This is a genomic window from Bacillus sp. FSL E2-8887, assembly GCF_038007205.1.
Taxonomy (GTDB): domain Bacteria; phylum Bacillota; class Bacilli; order Bacillales; family Bacillaceae_G; genus Bacillus_A; species Bacillus_A mycoides.
The window spans coordinates 2,392,496-2,410,336 of sequence record NZ_JBBOWS010000001.1 but is presented as its reverse complement, the minus strand read 5'-3'; the positions used below and the strand labels follow the sequence as shown (position 1 = coordinate 2,410,336).

General features: G+C 31.1%; 17 protein-coding genes and 1 riboswitch. Of the genes, 14 read left to right on the top strand and 3 right to left on the bottom strand.

All coding sequences use genetic code 11. The features are described 5' to 3' along the window. Window positions 1-157: 157 nt before the first annotated feature. From NSQ08_RS11985 to NSQ08_RS11970, 4 genes are all read left to right on the top strand, one after another. Complete coding sequence (locus NSQ08_RS11985; protein ID WP_002032490.1) at window positions 158-652, top strand: DUF3267 domain-containing protein; 495 nt, start codon at window positions 158-160, stop codon at window positions 650-652. 320 nt (window positions 653-972) lie between these two features. Further along, complete coding sequence (locus NSQ08_RS11980; protein ID WP_002032489.1) at window positions 973-1,743, top strand: ABC transporter ATP-binding protein; 771 nt, start codon at window positions 973-975, stop codon at window positions 1,741-1,743. Beyond that, entirely contained in the window at window positions 1,718-3,649 is a 1,932-nt protein-coding gene (locus NSQ08_RS11975; protein WP_002189798.1) for an ABC transporter permease, read from the top strand. The genes NSQ08_RS11980 and NSQ08_RS11975 overlap by 26 nt, the downstream gene beginning before the upstream one ends. Before the next feature lie 69 nt (window positions 3,650-3,718). Then, a complete protein-coding gene (locus tag NSQ08_RS11970; protein ID WP_002127671.1) occupies window positions 3,719-4,390 on the top strand; it encodes a lipoprotein BA_5634 family protein in 672 nt (223 codons plus the stop codon). A 75-nt stretch (window positions 4,391-4,465) separates the two neighbouring features. Here NSQ08_RS11970 and NSQ08_RS11965 read toward each other — a convergent pair whose 3' ends face one another. Beyond that, on the bottom strand, window positions 4,466-4,807 hold the full coding sequence (locus tag NSQ08_RS11965) for a DUF3914 domain-containing protein (RefSeq protein WP_002189797.1): 342 nt from the start codon (window positions 4,805-4,807) through the stop codon (window positions 4,466-4,468). Between the two features lie 279 nt (window positions 4,808-5,086). Between NSQ08_RS11965 and NSQ08_RS11960 the strand changes: the two genes are divergently transcribed. From NSQ08_RS11960 to NSQ08_RS11920, 9 genes are all read left to right on the top strand, one after another. Then, window positions 5,087-6,328, top strand: a complete 1,242-nt coding sequence (locus tag NSQ08_RS11960; protein WP_002032480.1) for an esterase/lipase family protein — start codon at window positions 5,087-5,089, stop codon at window positions 6,326-6,328. An 88-nt stretch (window positions 6,329-6,416) separates the two neighbouring features. Beyond that, a complete protein-coding gene (locus NSQ08_RS11955) occupies window positions 6,417-7,442 on the top strand; it encodes a homoserine dehydrogenase (RefSeq protein WP_012261038.1) in 1,026 nt (341 codons plus the stop codon). Between the two features lie 96 nt (window positions 7,443-7,538). After that, window positions 7,539-8,987 (top strand): MocR-like pyridoxine biosynthesis transcription factor PdxR, encoded by a 1,449-nt coding sequence (pdxR, locus tag NSQ08_RS11950; RefSeq protein ID WP_340775028.1) that lies wholly within the window; start codon window positions 7,539-7,541, stop codon window positions 8,985-8,987. A 4-nt stretch (window positions 8,988-8,991) separates the two neighbouring features. Further along, window positions 8,992-9,906, top strand: coding sequence for a D-alanine--D-alanine ligase (gene ddlB / locus NSQ08_RS11945; protein WP_002013134.1), 915 nt, complete (start codon window positions 8,992-8,994; stop codon window positions 9,904-9,906). Between the two features lie 73 nt (window positions 9,907-9,979). Then, a riboswitch (TPP riboswitch) is annotated at window positions 9,980-10,085 on the top strand. Between the two features lie 124 nt (window positions 10,086-10,209). Beyond that, on the top strand, window positions 10,210-10,896 hold the full coding sequence (gene tenA, locus NSQ08_RS11940) for a thiaminase II (protein ID WP_340775024.1): 687 nt from the start codon (window positions 10,210-10,212) through the stop codon (window positions 10,894-10,896). 331 nt (window positions 10,897-11,227) lie between these two features. Beyond that, window positions 11,228-13,609, top strand: a complete 2,382-nt coding sequence (locus tag NSQ08_RS11935) for a pPIWI_RE module domain-containing protein (protein ID WP_340775020.1) — start codon at window positions 11,228-11,230, stop codon at window positions 13,607-13,609. A gap of 210 nt (window positions 13,610-13,819) precedes the next feature. After that, a complete protein-coding gene (locus NSQ08_RS11930; RefSeq protein WP_002070031.1) occupies window positions 13,820-14,587 on the top strand; it encodes a DUF3959 family protein in 768 nt (255 codons plus the stop codon). Between the two features lie 144 nt (window positions 14,588-14,731). Further along, window positions 14,732-15,148, top strand: coding sequence for a DUF3995 domain-containing protein (locus NSQ08_RS11925; protein ID WP_340775017.1), 417 nt, complete (start codon window positions 14,732-14,734; stop codon window positions 15,146-15,148). Between the two features lie 85 nt (window positions 15,149-15,233). Beyond that, window positions 15,234-15,629, top strand: a complete 396-nt coding sequence (locus NSQ08_RS11920) for a hypothetical protein (protein WP_012261034.1) — start codon at window positions 15,234-15,236, stop codon at window positions 15,627-15,629. Between the two features lie 598 nt (window positions 15,630-16,227). On the opposite strand, the gene NSQ08_RS11915 is transcribed toward NSQ08_RS11920, so the two are convergent. Then, window positions 16,228-16,419 carry a hypothetical protein gene (locus NSQ08_RS11915; protein ID WP_340775014.1) on the bottom strand — a complete coding sequence of 64 codons (192 nt, stop codon included), beginning with the start codon at window positions 16,417-16,419 and terminating at the stop codon, window positions 16,228-16,230. 624 nt (window positions 16,420-17,043) lie between these two features. Between NSQ08_RS11915 and NSQ08_RS11910 the strand changes: the two genes are divergently transcribed. Beyond that, window positions 17,044-17,247: a hypothetical protein gene (locus tag NSQ08_RS11910; protein ID WP_002085220.1), complete on the top strand. Its 204-nt coding sequence runs from the start codon at window positions 17,044-17,046 to the stop codon at window positions 17,245-17,247. Window positions 17,248-17,606: 359 nt separating this feature from the next. Here NSQ08_RS11910 and NSQ08_RS11905 read toward each other — a convergent pair whose 3' ends face one another. Next, on the bottom strand, window positions 17,607-17,810 hold the full coding sequence (locus NSQ08_RS11905; RefSeq protein WP_002085221.1) for a hypothetical protein: 204 nt from the start codon (window positions 17,808-17,810) through the stop codon (window positions 17,607-17,609). Between the last annotated feature and the right edge of the window lie 31 nt (window positions 17,811-17,841).

Sequence of the window (17,841 nt, the reverse complement as noted above, 5' to 3'; positions counted from 1 at the left end):
TAGAAGAAAGCACGGCAAAAGTGAAGGTGAGCGAAGTTTTGCATATAAAACTTACGGTTGAGTGTTAGTGGATTAAAAGTTTTAAGTTATGAAATAGATTAAATGAGGGAGGGGAACGCATATCATAATTTGGTTTCGTCAATTGCCACAGATAAGTATGGATTTTTCAGAATGGACTCCTTTTATTAAGAATAATTGGTATCAAAAGCATTATATGAAGTTTGTATATCTACTTCAAATAATCATTTTTCTGATACCAAATTACTTTGGAGTAGGTTTCACTCATATTAATATATTGTATCTAATCATAATAGGTATCTTTGTCTTCATCATTCACGAATGTCTACACATTTTGGTCATAAGTAACAAAGGTGATATTAGCTTAACATGTAGTGGAATATTTTTTTGGCTAAATACAAATGCAACCCTATCCAAAGCGAGATTTTGGGTCTTTATGAGCTTACCCATAATTGTATTATCGGTAGCCCCTGCATTTATGTCGTTCTATGTATCAGGAAATATTAAATCAATCATATTATTTGTATGTTGGATAAACGCAATAATTTCCGCATCAGATATTTACAATTCATTTTTAATTGCAATGAAACCGAAGAACTCAGTATTTTGCAGAGGATATTATCAAGTGAAATAGTATTAAAAGTATTATTTAATTATATTTCAATTTAAGAAATTAGTTAAAAATATAATATTTGAAAGTAAAAAGACCGATAATACAATCGGTCTTTTTTCATTAATATAATAAAGATTAGAAATAAATAGCATAGTATTTCATACTACCCTGCGAATATTATAAGATAGATATAAATTGATTATAGTTTCAAAGTAGATTTATTATCAGTTTTTTTAGAAATCTTACAATCGTGTAAGATAAATGAAAGATGAATCAATATGTGCTATAAGACAATTCATTTACACTATATTGTGAGAAGTGCAAATGAAGGGAGAATATAAATGGAAATTCTACATGCAAAAAGTATTAGTAAAGTATATAAAGGGAAAGTACCTTTTAAAGCATTGGTAGATATTGATTTATCAATTCAAGAAGGTGAATTTATAGGGATTATGGGGCCATCAGGGAGCGGGAAAACAACGTTATTAAATATGGTATCTACTATCGACTCTCCAACATCGGGAGAAATATTAATAAATGGTATAAATCCATTCCAGTTGACATCAGATAATTTGGCTTTATTCCGTAGGAAACAATTAGGATTTGTTTTTCAATCATTTAATTTACTTAGCACACTTACAGTAAAGGAAAATATCGTATTGCCGATGACATTAGATGGTGTTTCTGTACAAGAAATGAACGAACGAGTTGAAGAAATTGCAGAGAAATTAAATATTACAGATATATTGAGTAAAAGAACTTTTGAAATTTCAGGGGGGCAAGCTCAAAGAACAGCAATTGCTCGTGCAATTGTTCATAAGCCGCAATTATTACTTGCAGATGAACCAACAGGGAATTTAGACTCTAAATCTTCAAATGATGTAATGGAGATGCTAGATACTTTAAATAAAGAAGAAAAAGCTACGATGATGTTAGTTACACATGATCCGTATGCAGCGAGTTTTTGCAGCAGAGTCATATTTATTAAAGATGGTCAACTATATAACGAAATTTATTGTGGTGAAAGTAGGCAAGCATTTTATCAAAAGATTATGGATGTCCTTTCTTTGTTAGGAGGGAAAAGGCATGACTTTTCGTCAGTTCGCATTTAATAATATTTTTCGCAATAAGCGTACATATGCAGCTCATTTTTTAAGTAGTGCATTTTCTATTATGATTTTCTTTACGTATGCTCTTTTATTATTTCATCCTGATTTACAAGGTGAGTTGAAATCGACAAGTGCAACAATAAGTGCATTTGGTACATTGGGATTTTCAGTTTCGCAAGGCTTGATTTTTGTATTTTCATTTTTCTTCATTCTATATTCAGTTAGTTCATTTTTAAAAACGCGCAAGAAAGAATTTGGGATATTAATGATGCAAGGTATGTCAATGAGACAGCTTAAGAAATTATTATTAATTGAAAATATGTTGATTGGACTTGGCTCAATTTGTATAGGAATTCTCATTGGACTCATATTTTCTAAACTAGTTTTATTGATAAGCGCAAGTGTATTAATGATTAGTAATGGTTTGCCTTTTTATATACCAGTGCAGGCCGTATTATTAACAGTTATCACATTTCTTTTATTATTTTTAATTGTTTCGCTCGTTACATTTAAAATGATAAAAGTAACAGAACTTGTGGAACTTATACAAGCAGAGGAAAAGCCAAAGCCAGAACCGAAAGCATCAATTTTATTATCGCTACTTTCTTTAATTAGTATAGGGTATGGATATTTTTCAGTATTTCGCTTTATCCCAAGTACTAATTTTATTACGCTTGGAATAGGGGTGCTCCTAGTAATTATAGGAACGTACTTTTTATATACACAGTGTAGCGTTTATATATTGCACCTTGCGAAAAGGAGAGAATCTTTCTTTTTAAAGAGAACAAATATATTAACATTTTCTGAATTAATTTACCGTATGAAAGATAATGCAACGATGTTTTTTATAGTATCTATTGTTTCAGCAGTTGCATTTACAGCGATTGGTACAACAGCTGCAATTGGAAATAGGGATTTGGTAAGGATGACAAATCCGTATACATTTTTGTATGGAAGTTTTGAAAACGACAAAGTATTAAATAAAAATCTTTCTATTATAAAAAAACACCTTTCTGATGCTAATATTCCGTATCGAATGGCTTCATCTTCATATATATACACGGAAAATGGTGTAGATGTAATGAAGTTAAGTGAATATAACGATCTTGCTAAAGCACTAGGCTATCAACAAGAAACAATAGAAAAAGAAGATGAAATTTTATTAATTCCTGGAGTCGTATCACAAAAACAAGAATTTAAAAATGGCGAGTATAAAAAGAATATAGAAGTCATTCAAGGAGATTGGACAAAGACATTTCATGTGAAAAAAGCTGTAGAAAATTTAGTTTTACCACATGATTCTAGAACTATTTATATCGCTGTTAAAGATCAGGTATATGATGGAATCCCTCTTACTAGTGACCCAGTTAATAAAGACATTCCATATCGTACTTACGGATTTGTTGTAGACGATTGGATGAAAACGAAGGGAATTTCAAACGAATTAATTAGTAGATTTGAGAAAGATACTAGAGTAGGTAATTTTCAATTTCGGGCTTTAACTATAGATTTGTTAAGTGCAAAGCAAACGAATGGATTATTACTTATGGCAAGTGTTTTAGTCGGAATCGTCTTCTTCACATTCGCTGCTAGTTTTATTTATTTCCGATTATATACTGATTTAGATCGCGATCAACAGCAATATAAAATGATTTCGAAAATGGGATTAAGTAAACGAGAATTAAAAAAAATTGTAACGAGACAGTTATTATTAATGTTCTTCTTACCGATTGTTGTTGCAGTGATTCATACTGTAGTCGCTTATACGGCATTACAGCAATTAGTCGATTTTTCTATAATTAATAGCTCTATCGTTATTTTAATTTCATTTATATGTATACAAGTTTTATATTTCTTTATAACCCGTTGGCGTTACCTGCAAAAGCTTTATAAGGTTATGGAGCAATAGAGTTTATTAGCTTGTAAGACTACATTAAAGTATGTGGAAAAAATGAACTGTATGATGAAAGGAAACGCGATGAAAAGAACTTTAACTATTTTTATGTTAACGATACTACTATTAATAAGTTTTAGTGCATGTTCTAAAAAGGAGAATCCATTTCCTGCAAACGGTTTATTAATCATTGGAAATGAAAATAAAATTTCACCAATTATTAATCGTTATCAAGAAATTACGAAAGAAAATGAAGTGTTTTCTGTGAAAACAGGTACTTATGGAAACGGACAAGTATTAATTTTAAATGAGTCTACAGCACAAGCATTGATTAAAGCTAAAGTTTTCCGTAAACGAGATAATGGCTCCAATTTTATGCCTGTAAATACGTTACCGAAATTCCCAAAAGAGGGTTCTCTACTGTTTGCACAAGAAGACGAAAAGACTTTGAAAAGTATTAAATTAGAAGGAAAAGAGGTCCCTGTCATATACAATAGTGACGCTTGGATAGGTAACAAGCGTAATTATCCAACGCAATGGTATGTGATTGTATCCAAAAATAATATATATAAGGAAATAAAAGCAAATGAAACAAAAATGCATCTTCTTCAATTAAAAAAATCTTTAGGTGACGAAAAACCTAAAATGTCGACAGATAATACATTGGTTAATGAAAATGTAAAAGTAAGAAAGCTAATTAAAGATTTTGAGGGAGAAGTATCAGTTCAGTTTTTAACGATTGAAGAAAAATCTTAAAAAAGAGTTCAAGGTTGATAAAGTTTCTATCAACCTTGAACTCTTTTTAGTTATAGACCCTTCAGATAACATAGTTTACATGACTTCATTTAATCGAGTCTCGCTCGTTTCTTCAATCGCATTTGAATGTTGAACCGAACCATTTTGAGATTCCTTTTCTTTACGAAATTTCTGTAACATTTCTAAAATCATCCATAAAGGTACACCTTTGTCTTTTAGCATTTTCCATAAGTCTAATTCGCTAAATTTATGATCCGCTTGTTTCATTTCTTGTTCAGATGTACGAATATCAAATTTGATTAGATCATTAGATTTCTTATCTTTATGCTTAGTAGAAGAGATAGTATTATGCTCAAGATTAGATGGGGTTATTTTAGAAGGTTGAGCTAATGTATGAATTTTTAATCCGACTTGCATGCTTTTTTCCTCCTTTTCAAGCAATGAAATTAGTTTTCTTATGATTTTTAAATCCATTTAACATGAGGAAACTATATTTAATTATAAATTCAAATAATCAGATTTACAAGTTGTGTTATGAAAAGTAAATGCTTACTAGAATAAATATTTATCAACATTTGTATATGTTTTCTATATATACAACGTATATAAAATACTTTACATTATGTTTAAGTTGCAAACTAAGTTTGTATTTTTTTTCAAAGATAAATGTAAACGTTTTATTGAGGGGGAGAAAGTATGGGGAAATTATTTTTAAAAGTATGTTTTTTCGCATTAGTGACTGTTTGTTCATTCGCAGCGAAAACAACATACGCTGAAGAGAGACAACAAAATAATTATCCTATCATTTTAGTGAATGGATTTGCTGGATGGGGTAGAGAGGAAATGCTAGGGGTAAAATATTGGGGTGGTGTTCATGATATACAAGAAGATTTAAAAAGAAATGGTTATACAGTACATACTGCAGCTGTTGGACCAGTTTCTAGTAACTGGGATCGTGCATGTGAATTATATGCGCAAATTAACGGTGGAATAGTAGACTACGGTGCGGCACATGCTGAGAAACATGGACATAATCGTTTTGGTAGAACTTATAGTGGATTTGCACCGAATTGGAGTGAAACAAATAAAGTTCATTTAGTTGGGCATAGCATGGGTGGACAAACGACAAGAACATTAGTGCAGTTATTAAAAGAAGGAAGTTATGAAGAAAAAGATTATGTGAAAAATCATCCGAACACAAAGATATCACCACTATTTGAAGGTGGCAAATCGTATGTTCATAGTGTTACAACTTTAGCAACTCCTCATAACGGTACAACACTCGCGGACGGAAGTCTTCTGTTGCCGTTCGTTAAAGATTTACTCATTACAGCTGCAAGTTTAGGTGGAAACAATAATTTATCATTATATGATTTTAAATTGGATCAATGGGGTATAAAAAAGAATACTGGAGAGTCCTTTTTTCAATATACTGATCGTATTTTAAATAGTTCAATTTGGGAAAATACAAAAGATATAAGTCAATGGGATTTAAGTACTGATGGAGCAAAGGAGTTAAATAATTGGGTAAAGACGCAATCGGATGTATATTACTTATCCTATAGTGGACATGCATCGCAAGCAGCACCAATAACAGGTTTACATTTACCTCATATAACGATGAATAAAGTGTTAATGGGTAATGCATTTTTCTTAGGTTCCTATGCAAGATATGAAGAGAATCGAACATTAATAGATACTTCTTGGTGGCAAAATGACGGTGTAGTAAATACAAATTCTATGATTGCACCTTCATCTAATATTGCTGCAAATGATAATGAGTCTTTACAGGTTGGAAAATGGAATCATATCGAAACGAAAGCAAATTGGGACCATCTTGATATGGTAGGATTAAGCGTTTCAGACACGTTAGGTTTTTCTAATATTCAAGAGTTTTATAGAACAATTGCAGAAAAATTATCACGGTTACCGAAATAGATAATAATAAAGCACTCTCGATGGAATTCGAGGGCGCTTTATATTATATTGAAAGAGGGATTTGGCAAAAAAAACATGGGGTGATCTTATGAAAATTCAAGTTGTATTATCGGGGTATGGGACAGTTGGTAAAGAATTTATTAAATTATTAAACGAAAAATATTTATATATAAATGAAACATATGGAATTGACTTAGTTGTTAGTGGAGTGATAGGAAGAAATATTGCAATACATAACGGAAAAGGTTTGCAGATTAATGATTTATTGACGTATGGTGATGGTTCTGCTGCAATTGAAAAATATATCGAACATTATCCAGAGGAACGCGGAACGATTAATATAAATGGTACTGTATTGGTTGAATCAACTGCTACAAATCTTAAAAATGGAAATCCAGGGAAACAGTATATGAAACAAGCTATTGAAAATCAAATGGATATAGTAGCTATTTCAAAAGGTGCACTTGTTACAGCTTGGAGTGAACTGAATACGGCAGCACGTATTTCAGGCTCACGCATTCGATATAGCGGTGCAACTGCCGCTGCGTTACCGACATTAGACATTGGACAACTAAGTTTAGCAGGTTGCCATATTGAAAAAATAGAAGGAATATTGAACGGGACAACAAATTATATTCTTACAAAGATGCATGAAGAATATAAGACGTTTGAAGAAGCATTGCAAGAAGCACAAAATAAAGGAATTGCGGAGACTAACCCGTTATTAGATATAAGCGGGATGGATAGCGCTTGTAAATTATTACTTTTGACGAATCGTTTAATGGGAAACGATTATTCACTCAAAGATATAAAAATAAACGGAATAGAGCACGTTACAACGCAACAAATTCAAAATGCAAAGGAACAAAATAAATCAATTAAATTAATTGCATCAGCATATAAAGATGATAATGGAAAAGTAAACCTTAGTGTACAACCTTGTAATTTAGAGAAAGAACATCCGTTAGCAAATATAAATGGCACGGAAAAAGGAATTACGTTCTTTACAGATACAATGGGACAAGTCACTACAATTGGTGGAGCTTCTAATCCACGCGGAGCTGCAGCAGCTGCTTTAAAAGATGTAATCAATTTATATCGAAATGATTTATAGGCTTTATAACCATACCGCTTTTAATAAAAAATACATATGTAGTGGACCTTTTGAGAATGAAATAAATATGCAAAAATAATTGCAGGGGGTAAGAAATTGTTTAAAGATTTTAAAGTTGTAAAAGATCGTCCCGTTTATATTCAATTAAAGGATTATTTAAAAAAGATGATTATGAAAGGGCATTTGTTGGGGGACCAAAAAATCCCATCAACAAGGGAACTGAGTGAATTATTATCAGTGAGCAGAAATACAGTACTCTCTGCATATGCGGATTTAGAACAAGAAGGACTCATTTATGCAGTTAAAGGAAAAGGAAATTTCGTTGCGAAGGTGGATATAAGTAACACCTCGTCTGTTGAAATAGATTGGAAAAATAAACTTAATACAGTTACCACATTAGCGGATGAATTAGACTTAATGAAGCATGGAGTTCGCTGGGAAAAAGGAATGATTGTTTTTAATAGTATAGCCCCGGACGAAAAGCTATTTGATGTTGAAAATTTCAAAAGAGCTTTTCTTACTCGTATGTCCATTGAAGGGGATATCGTATTGAACTACGGATATGCAAAAGGTTATAGACCGTTAATTAATTATTTACTTCATTACATGGAAATGAAAGGTGTAGATATTTCGAACAAAGATATTCTAATTACAAATGGATTTACAGAAGGATTAGATATTGTGTTATCTTCTTTATCGAAGAAATCAGGGCGTGTTATTTGTGAGAACCCAACTCACCATGCTGCATTGAAGCTTTTTCGTTTACATGGACTTGAAGTTCATGGAATTAATATGAATGATGATGGTATTGATACGAATGAAGTAGAAAAAAGATTGCGTGAAAAGGATTTTGATTTCGCGTATTTAATCCCTTCTTATCATAATCCGACTGGTATTGTTACGAGTTCGGAGAAAAGAACGGAATTGATGAGGTTATTTTCAAAATACAAGATCCCTATTATAGAGGATGGGTTTAATGAAGAATTACGTTATTCGGGTTCACATTTATCGCCATTATTAACTTTTGCAGGGGCTGGTAATAATGTGATTTATATTAGTAGCTTTTCAAAGGTACTTTTCCCTGGTTTACGTGTAGGTTGGATCATTGCAGATAAAGAACTGATACATTATTTAGAAAGTGTTAAAAGAGCCAGAACCATTCACACATCTACGTTAGATCAAGCTGTTCTGTTTCAATATTTACATGAAGGATATTTTGAAAAATATTTAAAAAAAGCAAGATCTGTTTATAAGAAAAAATATGAGTTAGCTGTTGGGGCGTGTAATCAGTACATTCCGTTTAAAAGAATGACTGGAGACGGTGGACTTCATTTGTTTATAGAGTTGGAAGAAAAAATTCAAGCCCGCACACTTTTACAAAAGTGTTATGAGAAAGGAGTTACATTTTCTCCTGGAGATGTTTTTTACTCTGATGGAGGAGGAGCGAACACATTCCGATTAGGATTTTCACGTTTGAAAGAACAGGAAATTGTTAGCGGGATTCAAATAATTGGTGAAACTTTAAAAAATGAAACTTGGAGTTGAGAAAATGAGAATTGGCGTTATTATGGGAGGAGTATCCTCTGAAAAGCAAGTATCAATTATGACTGGGAATGAAATGATTGCACATTTAGATAAGAGTAAATATGAAATCGTTCCAATTACGTTAAATGAAAAAATGGATTTAATTGAAAAAGCGAAAGACATTGATTTTGCATTGCTAGCATTACACGGGAAATACGGAGAAGATGGTACGGTTCAAGGGACGCTTGAGAGTTTAGGTATTCCATATAGCGGCAGCAATATGTTATCTAGCGGTATATGTATGGATAAAAATATTTCAAAAAAGATTTTGCGTTATGAAGGAGTAGAAACACCAGATTGGATTGAACTTACAAAAATGGAGGATCTAAAGCTTGAGGAGTTAGATAAATTAGGATTTCCGTTAGTGGTAAAACCAAACTCTGGCGGCTCAAGTGTTGGAGTTAAGATTGTCTATGATAAAAATGAATTAATCTCTATGCTAGAAACTGTATTCGAATGGGATTCTGAAGTAGTAATTGAGAAATATATAAAAGGTGACGAGATTACATGTTCAATTTTTGATGGGCAACAGTTACCTATCATTTCGATTCGACATGCTGCTGTGTTCTTTGACTACAATGCAAAATATGATGATACTAGTACAGTTGAAGAAGTTATCGAACTTCCAGCTGAAATAAAGGAACGTGTAAATAAAGCGTCACTGGCTTGTTATAAAGCATTAAAATGTAGTGTTTATGCAAGGGTTGATATGATGGTGAAGGAAGGAATTCCATATGTAATGGAAGTTAATACATTACCAGGGATGACACAATCAAGTTTACTGCCAAAAAGTGCGGAAGCAGCGGGAATTAATTATAGCAAACTATTAGATATGATAATTGAAACTTCATTAAAAGTAAGGAAAGAAGAAGGTTTTTAAGGTAGTTATATAATTAATTCTTTTGACAGTTCCACGAATTATGCTATGATAATTACAATACGACAACTAAATATTTATCCACTAGGGGGGCCTTTTATAGGCTGAGATCAGATGAAATTTTGAGACTCTTAGTACCTGATCTGGTTAATGCCAGCGTAGGGAAGTGGGAAAGACATTGCTATTTAACGAATAAATACTGTCAATTTCACTTTCTTTACGCCTGTAAAGAAAGTTTTTTTATTTTACAGCTTTAATAATTGTGGATAAATACGTATGTTTTTTACATTATTTGGAGGGATTTAAATGACTTTTTCACAATCATTACGTAAAGAAGTAGATTCAATTTGGGAAGCAAGTTTTAACCATCCTTTTGTAAAAAAACTAGGCGAAGGAACATTAGATTTAGCTAGTTTTCGATATTATGTGCTTCAAGATTCTTATTATTTGAGTCATTTTGCTAGAGTACAAACGTTAGGTGCTGCAAAGGCTCTTGAATTAGAAACGACAGCTCGTATGGCACACCATGCACAAAATACGTATGAAGCTGAGTTATCATTACATGAGAATTTCGCAAAGAAATTAGGGATTACAAAAGAAGAAAAAGATAATTTTATTCCTGCGCCAACTGCATATGCATATACATCTCATATGTATCGTGCAGCTTATGAAGGGCATTTAGGAGATATTATTGCGGCTATTTTACCTTGTTATTGGTTATATTATGAAATCGGTGAACGGTTAAAAGAATGTCAACCAGAAGAGCCAATTTATCAAGAATGGCTTTCTGCATATGGATCTGATTGGTTCCGTACTCTAGTAGAAGAGCAAATCACACGATTAGATACGATCGCTGAAAAAGTAACAGAGGCAGACCGTAATCGTATGAGACAACATTTTATTTTTAGTAGTCAATATGAATATTCATTTTGGGAAATGGCATATACATTAGAAAAATGGCCGGTGAATGAAGAAGTTAAAGGTGTTATTTAATTAAGAGTATATAAAAGGTATCGCTATATAAAGAGGCGATACCTTTTATTATATTTAGTTTCTGTAATTTTTTTGTAAATCATAGATAAAAAATATAATAATTTATTATAATGATTTTATAATATAAATTCCCATAAGGAGGTAGTTATATGTTAATAGTTACTTTATATTAATTTGATTTTAATAATGTTTTATTCGTATAATCAAATGTAATTTAGCTATTTCCTTTAATGTGCTTGGTTAAAATTTGATTCGTTAATGCTTAAAAAATTGGTATCTTTTCTAGTATTATTCATGATCAATATAAATTAAGAGAGGAAGTATTAATAATATGGAAAAATTACAGTTATTAGCATTTAAAAATATAGTAGAACCCCTCTATAATGAGAAAGTATCGTATATTTATTTTCCTATTGAATGGCTTGAGATTGTAGAGATACATTATAGAACATTTTTATTAACGAGCAAATTAAAACTTGTAAATGAAAGATTGTATGAAATGTTTTCTGATATATTATTCATTCAGCATAATCCATATATATTAAAGGAAGATACGCCCTGGATTGTAGCAAAAGAACCAATGAAACAAGAACAGTTAGACTATATTTTCCAAAGCTGGTATGAGGTTATTCATGATTGGAAACCTAATAAATTAATAGATCCACCACATTTAGAATGGCAGTATGATTTAATTAGTAATTTACCAGCATTACATGATAAAAAAACGTTTTCTAAATGGGTACCAGCTCTAATTACTCATATTTTTTGCGAACAGCCTTTACGTATGGAAAATAAAAATGAGGAAGAAATATATTTTTCACCACTGCGATCACAACATGTTTCTGAAGCGATGTCTGAGCCAATCAAAGATGAAGAAACACATGATTATTTCTCTTATGTATATCGGTTTGAATACGTAACTCGTGGAGGTGAGAATATTCCGCTATTAAAAGTATCTGTAGGGATTAGGAGGTTTTATCAACAATATAATCATAAAGATATCCCTATACTTTTAGGGCGAAAGCGGAGCCAAATACTGATTTCAACTCCTGAATTTGAATCAAATAATAAAAAGCAAAGATTTGTAAAGTTAAAAGTACAACAAGCTGTAAAAGGAATAAAGTGGATTAAACGTTTTAGAAATTTAAAAGATGATTATAGGATAGGGGGAGAAGTTAAATTAGAGAACATTCTCCAATGTCCGAAAGAGTATATTAGAGGAACAAAGATAAGAGTGCTTCTTCCATATAACGAAAATATATATAAAGTTCAAGGAACAAAAATAAAATTTGGTATAAAAGTAAGAGAAAAAGAGGAACTTTTTAATGAATTCCAACGAATATGCCCATATTTCACATTACTTCCAGAATGTGAAAATGTATTAACTAATAATGAGAATGAGTTATTACCTTTATTTGCCCCAAAGGGATTAGACTCAATTACGTTAGAAGTATGGTCAGATGATATAGTAATAGAGATAGAACAAGCGTTATTAGATAGCAAAATAGTTTTAGCTCAAAACGGAGATTCCTCCTATGTATTAAATGCAGACAATCCGGTGTTGTTAAAAATAGTAAGATATAACATTGGGAAATTGTTACAAAATCCATATAGAATGCAATATAGCCATAAAAACAAAAAGAAACTAGTAGACGATGTCGTAAAAGCTGTACATGCTACGGCAGGTGAGCAAAATGAAATGAAATTAGCATTGATTGCAATAAAAAATTGTGATGGTCGCGAAAAAATTAATCCAAAGCAAATTATTCGGGAAGGATTCGCTCAAACGGAACGTATTTCAGCATTTATTAATTTATTTATCGGACAAAGTGTATCTAAAAAAGAAATTATTAATGCCATTCTTAGTTTGTTAGAACAAAAGGGGTTCTTAAAGTGTAGTTGGAATAAGATAAAATTACCGGGGGTAATTGTAAATTTATCAATTGAGAAAATGTCTAAATATGATTTCTTACCTATTTTTTCAAAAATAAATGGGAGAGAAATATTATATAAATTATATGGTCAAGAAGAATGGGGCACAATTGATCATACTTTATTAAATATAGGTAATAATAAAGTGTTTTTACCACAACCATCAAAAAGGAATGATATAGGAGTCAGTTTTAAACAATTTATGTCAGAAACATTAGTTGAAATTTCACAAGATGCACATAAACAAAATAAAGAAGTTTATTTTATTGTAGATGCCAATATGAGGAAATATTGGATAGAGGAATTGCAAAATAAAAGCGTTAATATTGGGGTTTCACCTGAAATAATCTCAAATTTAAAAGAGGATATAAACATAATTAGAATTAATACTAACTCAGATGTACCGAACTATATTGTTAGAGACCAAGAACATGTTATGAATGAAACGAGATTATTTGTAGATCAAATGGGAATTTACTATAGCACGGCTGCATACGAATTAGATTGTAATGAGATAGTACAGCAGTACATACTCGAAGTTATCCCGCTTGGTGTAAAATCTGAAGAGAGAGAAGAAATCGCCAAAATGATACATTACATGTGCAGTAAATCAACCTTGCTCTCAGAACAAAATATTCATAATACGTATGTAATGCATATGGCTAAATTAATTAAAAATTATACTACCGATATTGATTCAAGGGAGTTTAAAGAATTCAATGACGAATTAGATGAAGATGTAATAATTTTAGAAAAAGAAGATACATTGATATTAATATAAATAATAGTGTACAAATCCTGCTAGTAATAATGAGCAGGATTTGTCATTTTTTCATGTAAATAAGGCTATCCTTTGTCATGTATCTTTTCTTTTACGTATTTACTTTATTTACATACAGGATTAAGATGTTTTTTAGAAATACAAAAACTACATCATATGGAAAAGCGATTTTTATTAATTGAAAAGAAAATTTGAAAGGAATGGGGAATTGTGAAGAAATTAGATGTATTATTAATGCTACTGAGCGGCCTCTTTCCAATTGCAGGAATGTTAAAGCAAATCCCTCTTGAACAATCTTTATATATTGGAGGACTTTTATTTTTTACTAGTTTCGGTAGTTACTTTGCGAAAAAGATATATTCACGTATATGTAGCTGGATAGCGTATGCACCATTTATAACATTACTGTTAGTTATTTGGAATCAGGATATTTCAATAAGTTCAATAATAGCGAACGCGAAAATCGCCGCTTGCATTGCGTTAATTCCGTGTTTATTCCGGTTTCGTACATACGGGCTTACTTTGGGCTTATTCTCATTATGGGCCGCGTTACTATGGGATATAAAAGAAGTGCAGTCGTTAGTCATACTTGAGCGTATGATGAATTTAATGACAAGCCATTACTTATATATTCTCCTTTTAGTTGGAGGACTTATATTAGGTGGATTACTTGCGATGTTATTACACCGTAAAGAGAAAGACACTAATAAAGAAAATACAAATCTATTTAAACAAAAAAAGAAACGTAAAAGGCTATCATTTAAGATCCGCTTTCCAAGATTACCGAAATTTAAGATGAAATTATTTAAGTTTGGTGGAAAAGGTTCTAAACGTAAAACGCCAGAAATAATGCATGAGCGTAATAACGAAGAACCAGTTGTAACATATGAAATGGCAGAGCAAATAGATCAATATAAAGAAAGTACTGTTCAAGGACAAACTAGGATGGAACGTCGGAAAAATAGGTATAATGCATAATAAATTTCACTAACCTCTTAATGATTTATCGTAAAATTGATAAATCATTAAGGGGTTTTTTATGTAATTAAATATAGGTTGCGTATGAAGGATTCATAGCATATTTTAAAGGTAAGGATTTAAATAAAATAATGGGAGGACAAAATGCTTATTATTACATATATTTCTGTTTGCATATTATTCTTAGTTAGTTTTTTACATGTTTATTGGGCTTTCGGAGGTAAGTGGGCGACAAATAGTGTCATTCCAACTAAAGCTGGAGAAAAGGCGTTTACACCAGGTACAGGAATGACATTGTTCATTGCGTTATTATTAAGTATGGCAGCAATGATTTTATTACAACAAGCAAATATTGTTCATTCCGCACTTCCCATTGTTTTTGTTCAAATGGGATCCTGGGTTTGTATGGTTGTTTTTTTCATAAGAGTAATTGGTGAGTTTCATTATTTTGGTATCTTTAAACGAAAAAAAGATACGCAGTTTGCTAGAATGGATACTGTTTTATATGTACCACTTTGTGCATTTTTATCTTTATCCTTCTTATTAGCAATAATAACGTGAACATATAACCAGCATTATTTTAATACTTTATTACAAACTAAAGAGAAGAATAGCTAGGGATTTATACGGCAACAGAGATGAATTGATGCTGTTATTAAATGAATTTAATAATATAAAATGTACGGCTGCATCTGAAAAAGAGAAAAATAATATGCTATCTCGTTTACAATTAATTTATCAAAATATGAAATTAGATAAGCAGTACCCTCTTCCATTTGCTTTAAATAACAAGTTATTGGTGCGGTTAGAAAATGAATCTCTTCAAACTATTGATGGTTGTATATCATGTCTACATTTTATGTTAGATATAAATTATGAGAAAATAAAACATTATGGATCGAGCACAAGTAGGTCATTTGTTCCATTATCGCAATCTTCAATTTGTCTTGCTGATTGTGTTTGTTTAACAGGAGTTGTATTGGGGTTACTAGGAACAGTGACATTTGGAGGATTAATGTTATCTGTATGTTCTCTTACATAAAGAAAAAAGGACACCCACTTAAGGTGTTTTTTTTAGTTACTTAGGAGAGCTTTTGAGATAGGAGGGACATGGATTCAAATCTATAGTTACACATTTTTATTGTGTTGTGTAACTCAAAAAGGAAAGTATCAGCAACTGCTTATTTTGTATGACTATAAACATTGGCTATTTTGGAGCTGTAATAGAATGCTTAGAAGGGGGCAAAAAATGGTGTGTGAAATATTAATAAAAAAGGACAAGCAGTCGTACCTACTGTCCTTTAAAGGAGAAAAGTCTTTTGGTTAAGAACTACGAATAAACAGAAAATCTGCTTGTAATTAGTTTTATCCCAAATATACATGCCTATACAAAAAGGGATAAGTTCAAAAATACTTATCCCAGGAAGGGAAATCCCAAACACCAAAATGGCTTGTATTGGTATACAGGTTCAAAAGTAGTATATGTCAAACGAAAAATCTCATACAAAAAGCAGACAATCAAAAGTATTGTCTGCCAGAAAGTCGGATGAATTAGCCAACTGTGAAAAATTGCTTTCCCACTTCAAGAAGAGTAAAGGCAACAAATTTGAAAGAAATGAATTGGGATTTAGTTATTGCTTCTATGAATGATGCATTTTTTTTATTTTTTTTATCCCCAAAAAACAACTAATAATTGCGAGTAATCCATTTGAAGAAATGAAATTTACGGTCCAATAAATTCCTGTTCCAGCAATTATATCGATAATTATAAATCTTTTAATTGCCGAACTTTGTACTACATGAAAAATAAATTGATTGTTATCGTTACCCAATGTTATCACATCCCTTATCTAATATATGACAAGGCATGCTTGCTCTAGTCTTCATGATAATATACGAAAAAGAGTAATTAGCAGAAGCTTATAAAGTAGTTATAAATAAAAGATAACTATCGGAAGTTAAATTATTAACTTCAGTGAAAAAAATAACAATCATAATTTATCCTGCGTTATTGATGGGATATTATGTTTTACTTAAGGGCTTATGCGGAAAGTTTGATGAAAAATTCTTTCATTAAAAGTACGATTCCTAGCAGAAACAAGACTTCAATTGAGAACCAAAACATACTTTTGTGAGGTTTTTTAAACTCCATAATAATTGATGAAAATAAAAAAATTGCGATAAGTATGATGATTAAGAGTCGGATTATATCAACCATTAATAACACTCCTAATATTTAATCAGTACTATTATATAATCTTTTCCAAAGATATATAATTCTAGAAACATTCTATTGAAATTTTAATGAAAAGAACAGGTGGTGTTTAGTAGCTTTTTTCTCAAAATCATTTCAAACGTGTAGTGGGAAGTGATAAAAGTGATAAATCCACGTTTTAATAAAAGGATGTAAGCGTATTTTTAGCGAATTATAGATAATTAAGAGAGGCGGTGACACTATGAAGTATGTAAAAGTCAGTATGAATGGTGGAAGTGAGCACAAATTCTCAATGACTTTAGAACGATTTGAAGAGTTTATTACTACAGAGAATGGATTATTAGAAAATAAATTAGTTTGTATTGAAAATGTAATGATTAACCCTACTAATATATCTTCTGTAGTTGAAAAAATTGGTGTACCTGCTAAATTTATGGAAGTTTAAAGGTAATTAGATAAAAAACATCCATGGGGATGTTTTTTGTTTATAAATAAAGCAATTGTACAATGAAAGTATGAGAAAATTTTATTAGTAATAATGTAGGCTATTAAGAATGAATGGATATAGAAAGGTCTTTTCTAGCGTGTTAGTTACTCCAATGTGTATGTATCTATTTGGCATCTAGACATAGTGCTTTCTAGTGCACAATGTAATAAGTATAAGCATATAGTATTTAGTATTTAGTAGGACAAGATCTTCGTGTCCTACTAAATACTCAGAAAAAACCTCTAATCACATTAGGGCATCCAATAGCAGGGTGCTCTAATTTTTTATGAAAAATGTAGCTTCACAACGGTTTCGTTTCAATTATAGTTTTCTTTAACGTTAATAAATATTAAGATTAATATGATAGCAATAATTAAATTAGACAAATAGAAATTTTGGTGACACAGTAGTTCAAAGATGACATCGAATGTATACAATAAAGCGACAGCAGGTAATATACAAATAAATATAAATCTCCAATTTTTTAAATAATGTTTATAATTAGTAAGTACTTTCGCCATTAATATTGCTCCTGTATTTTTTATTTTCTAT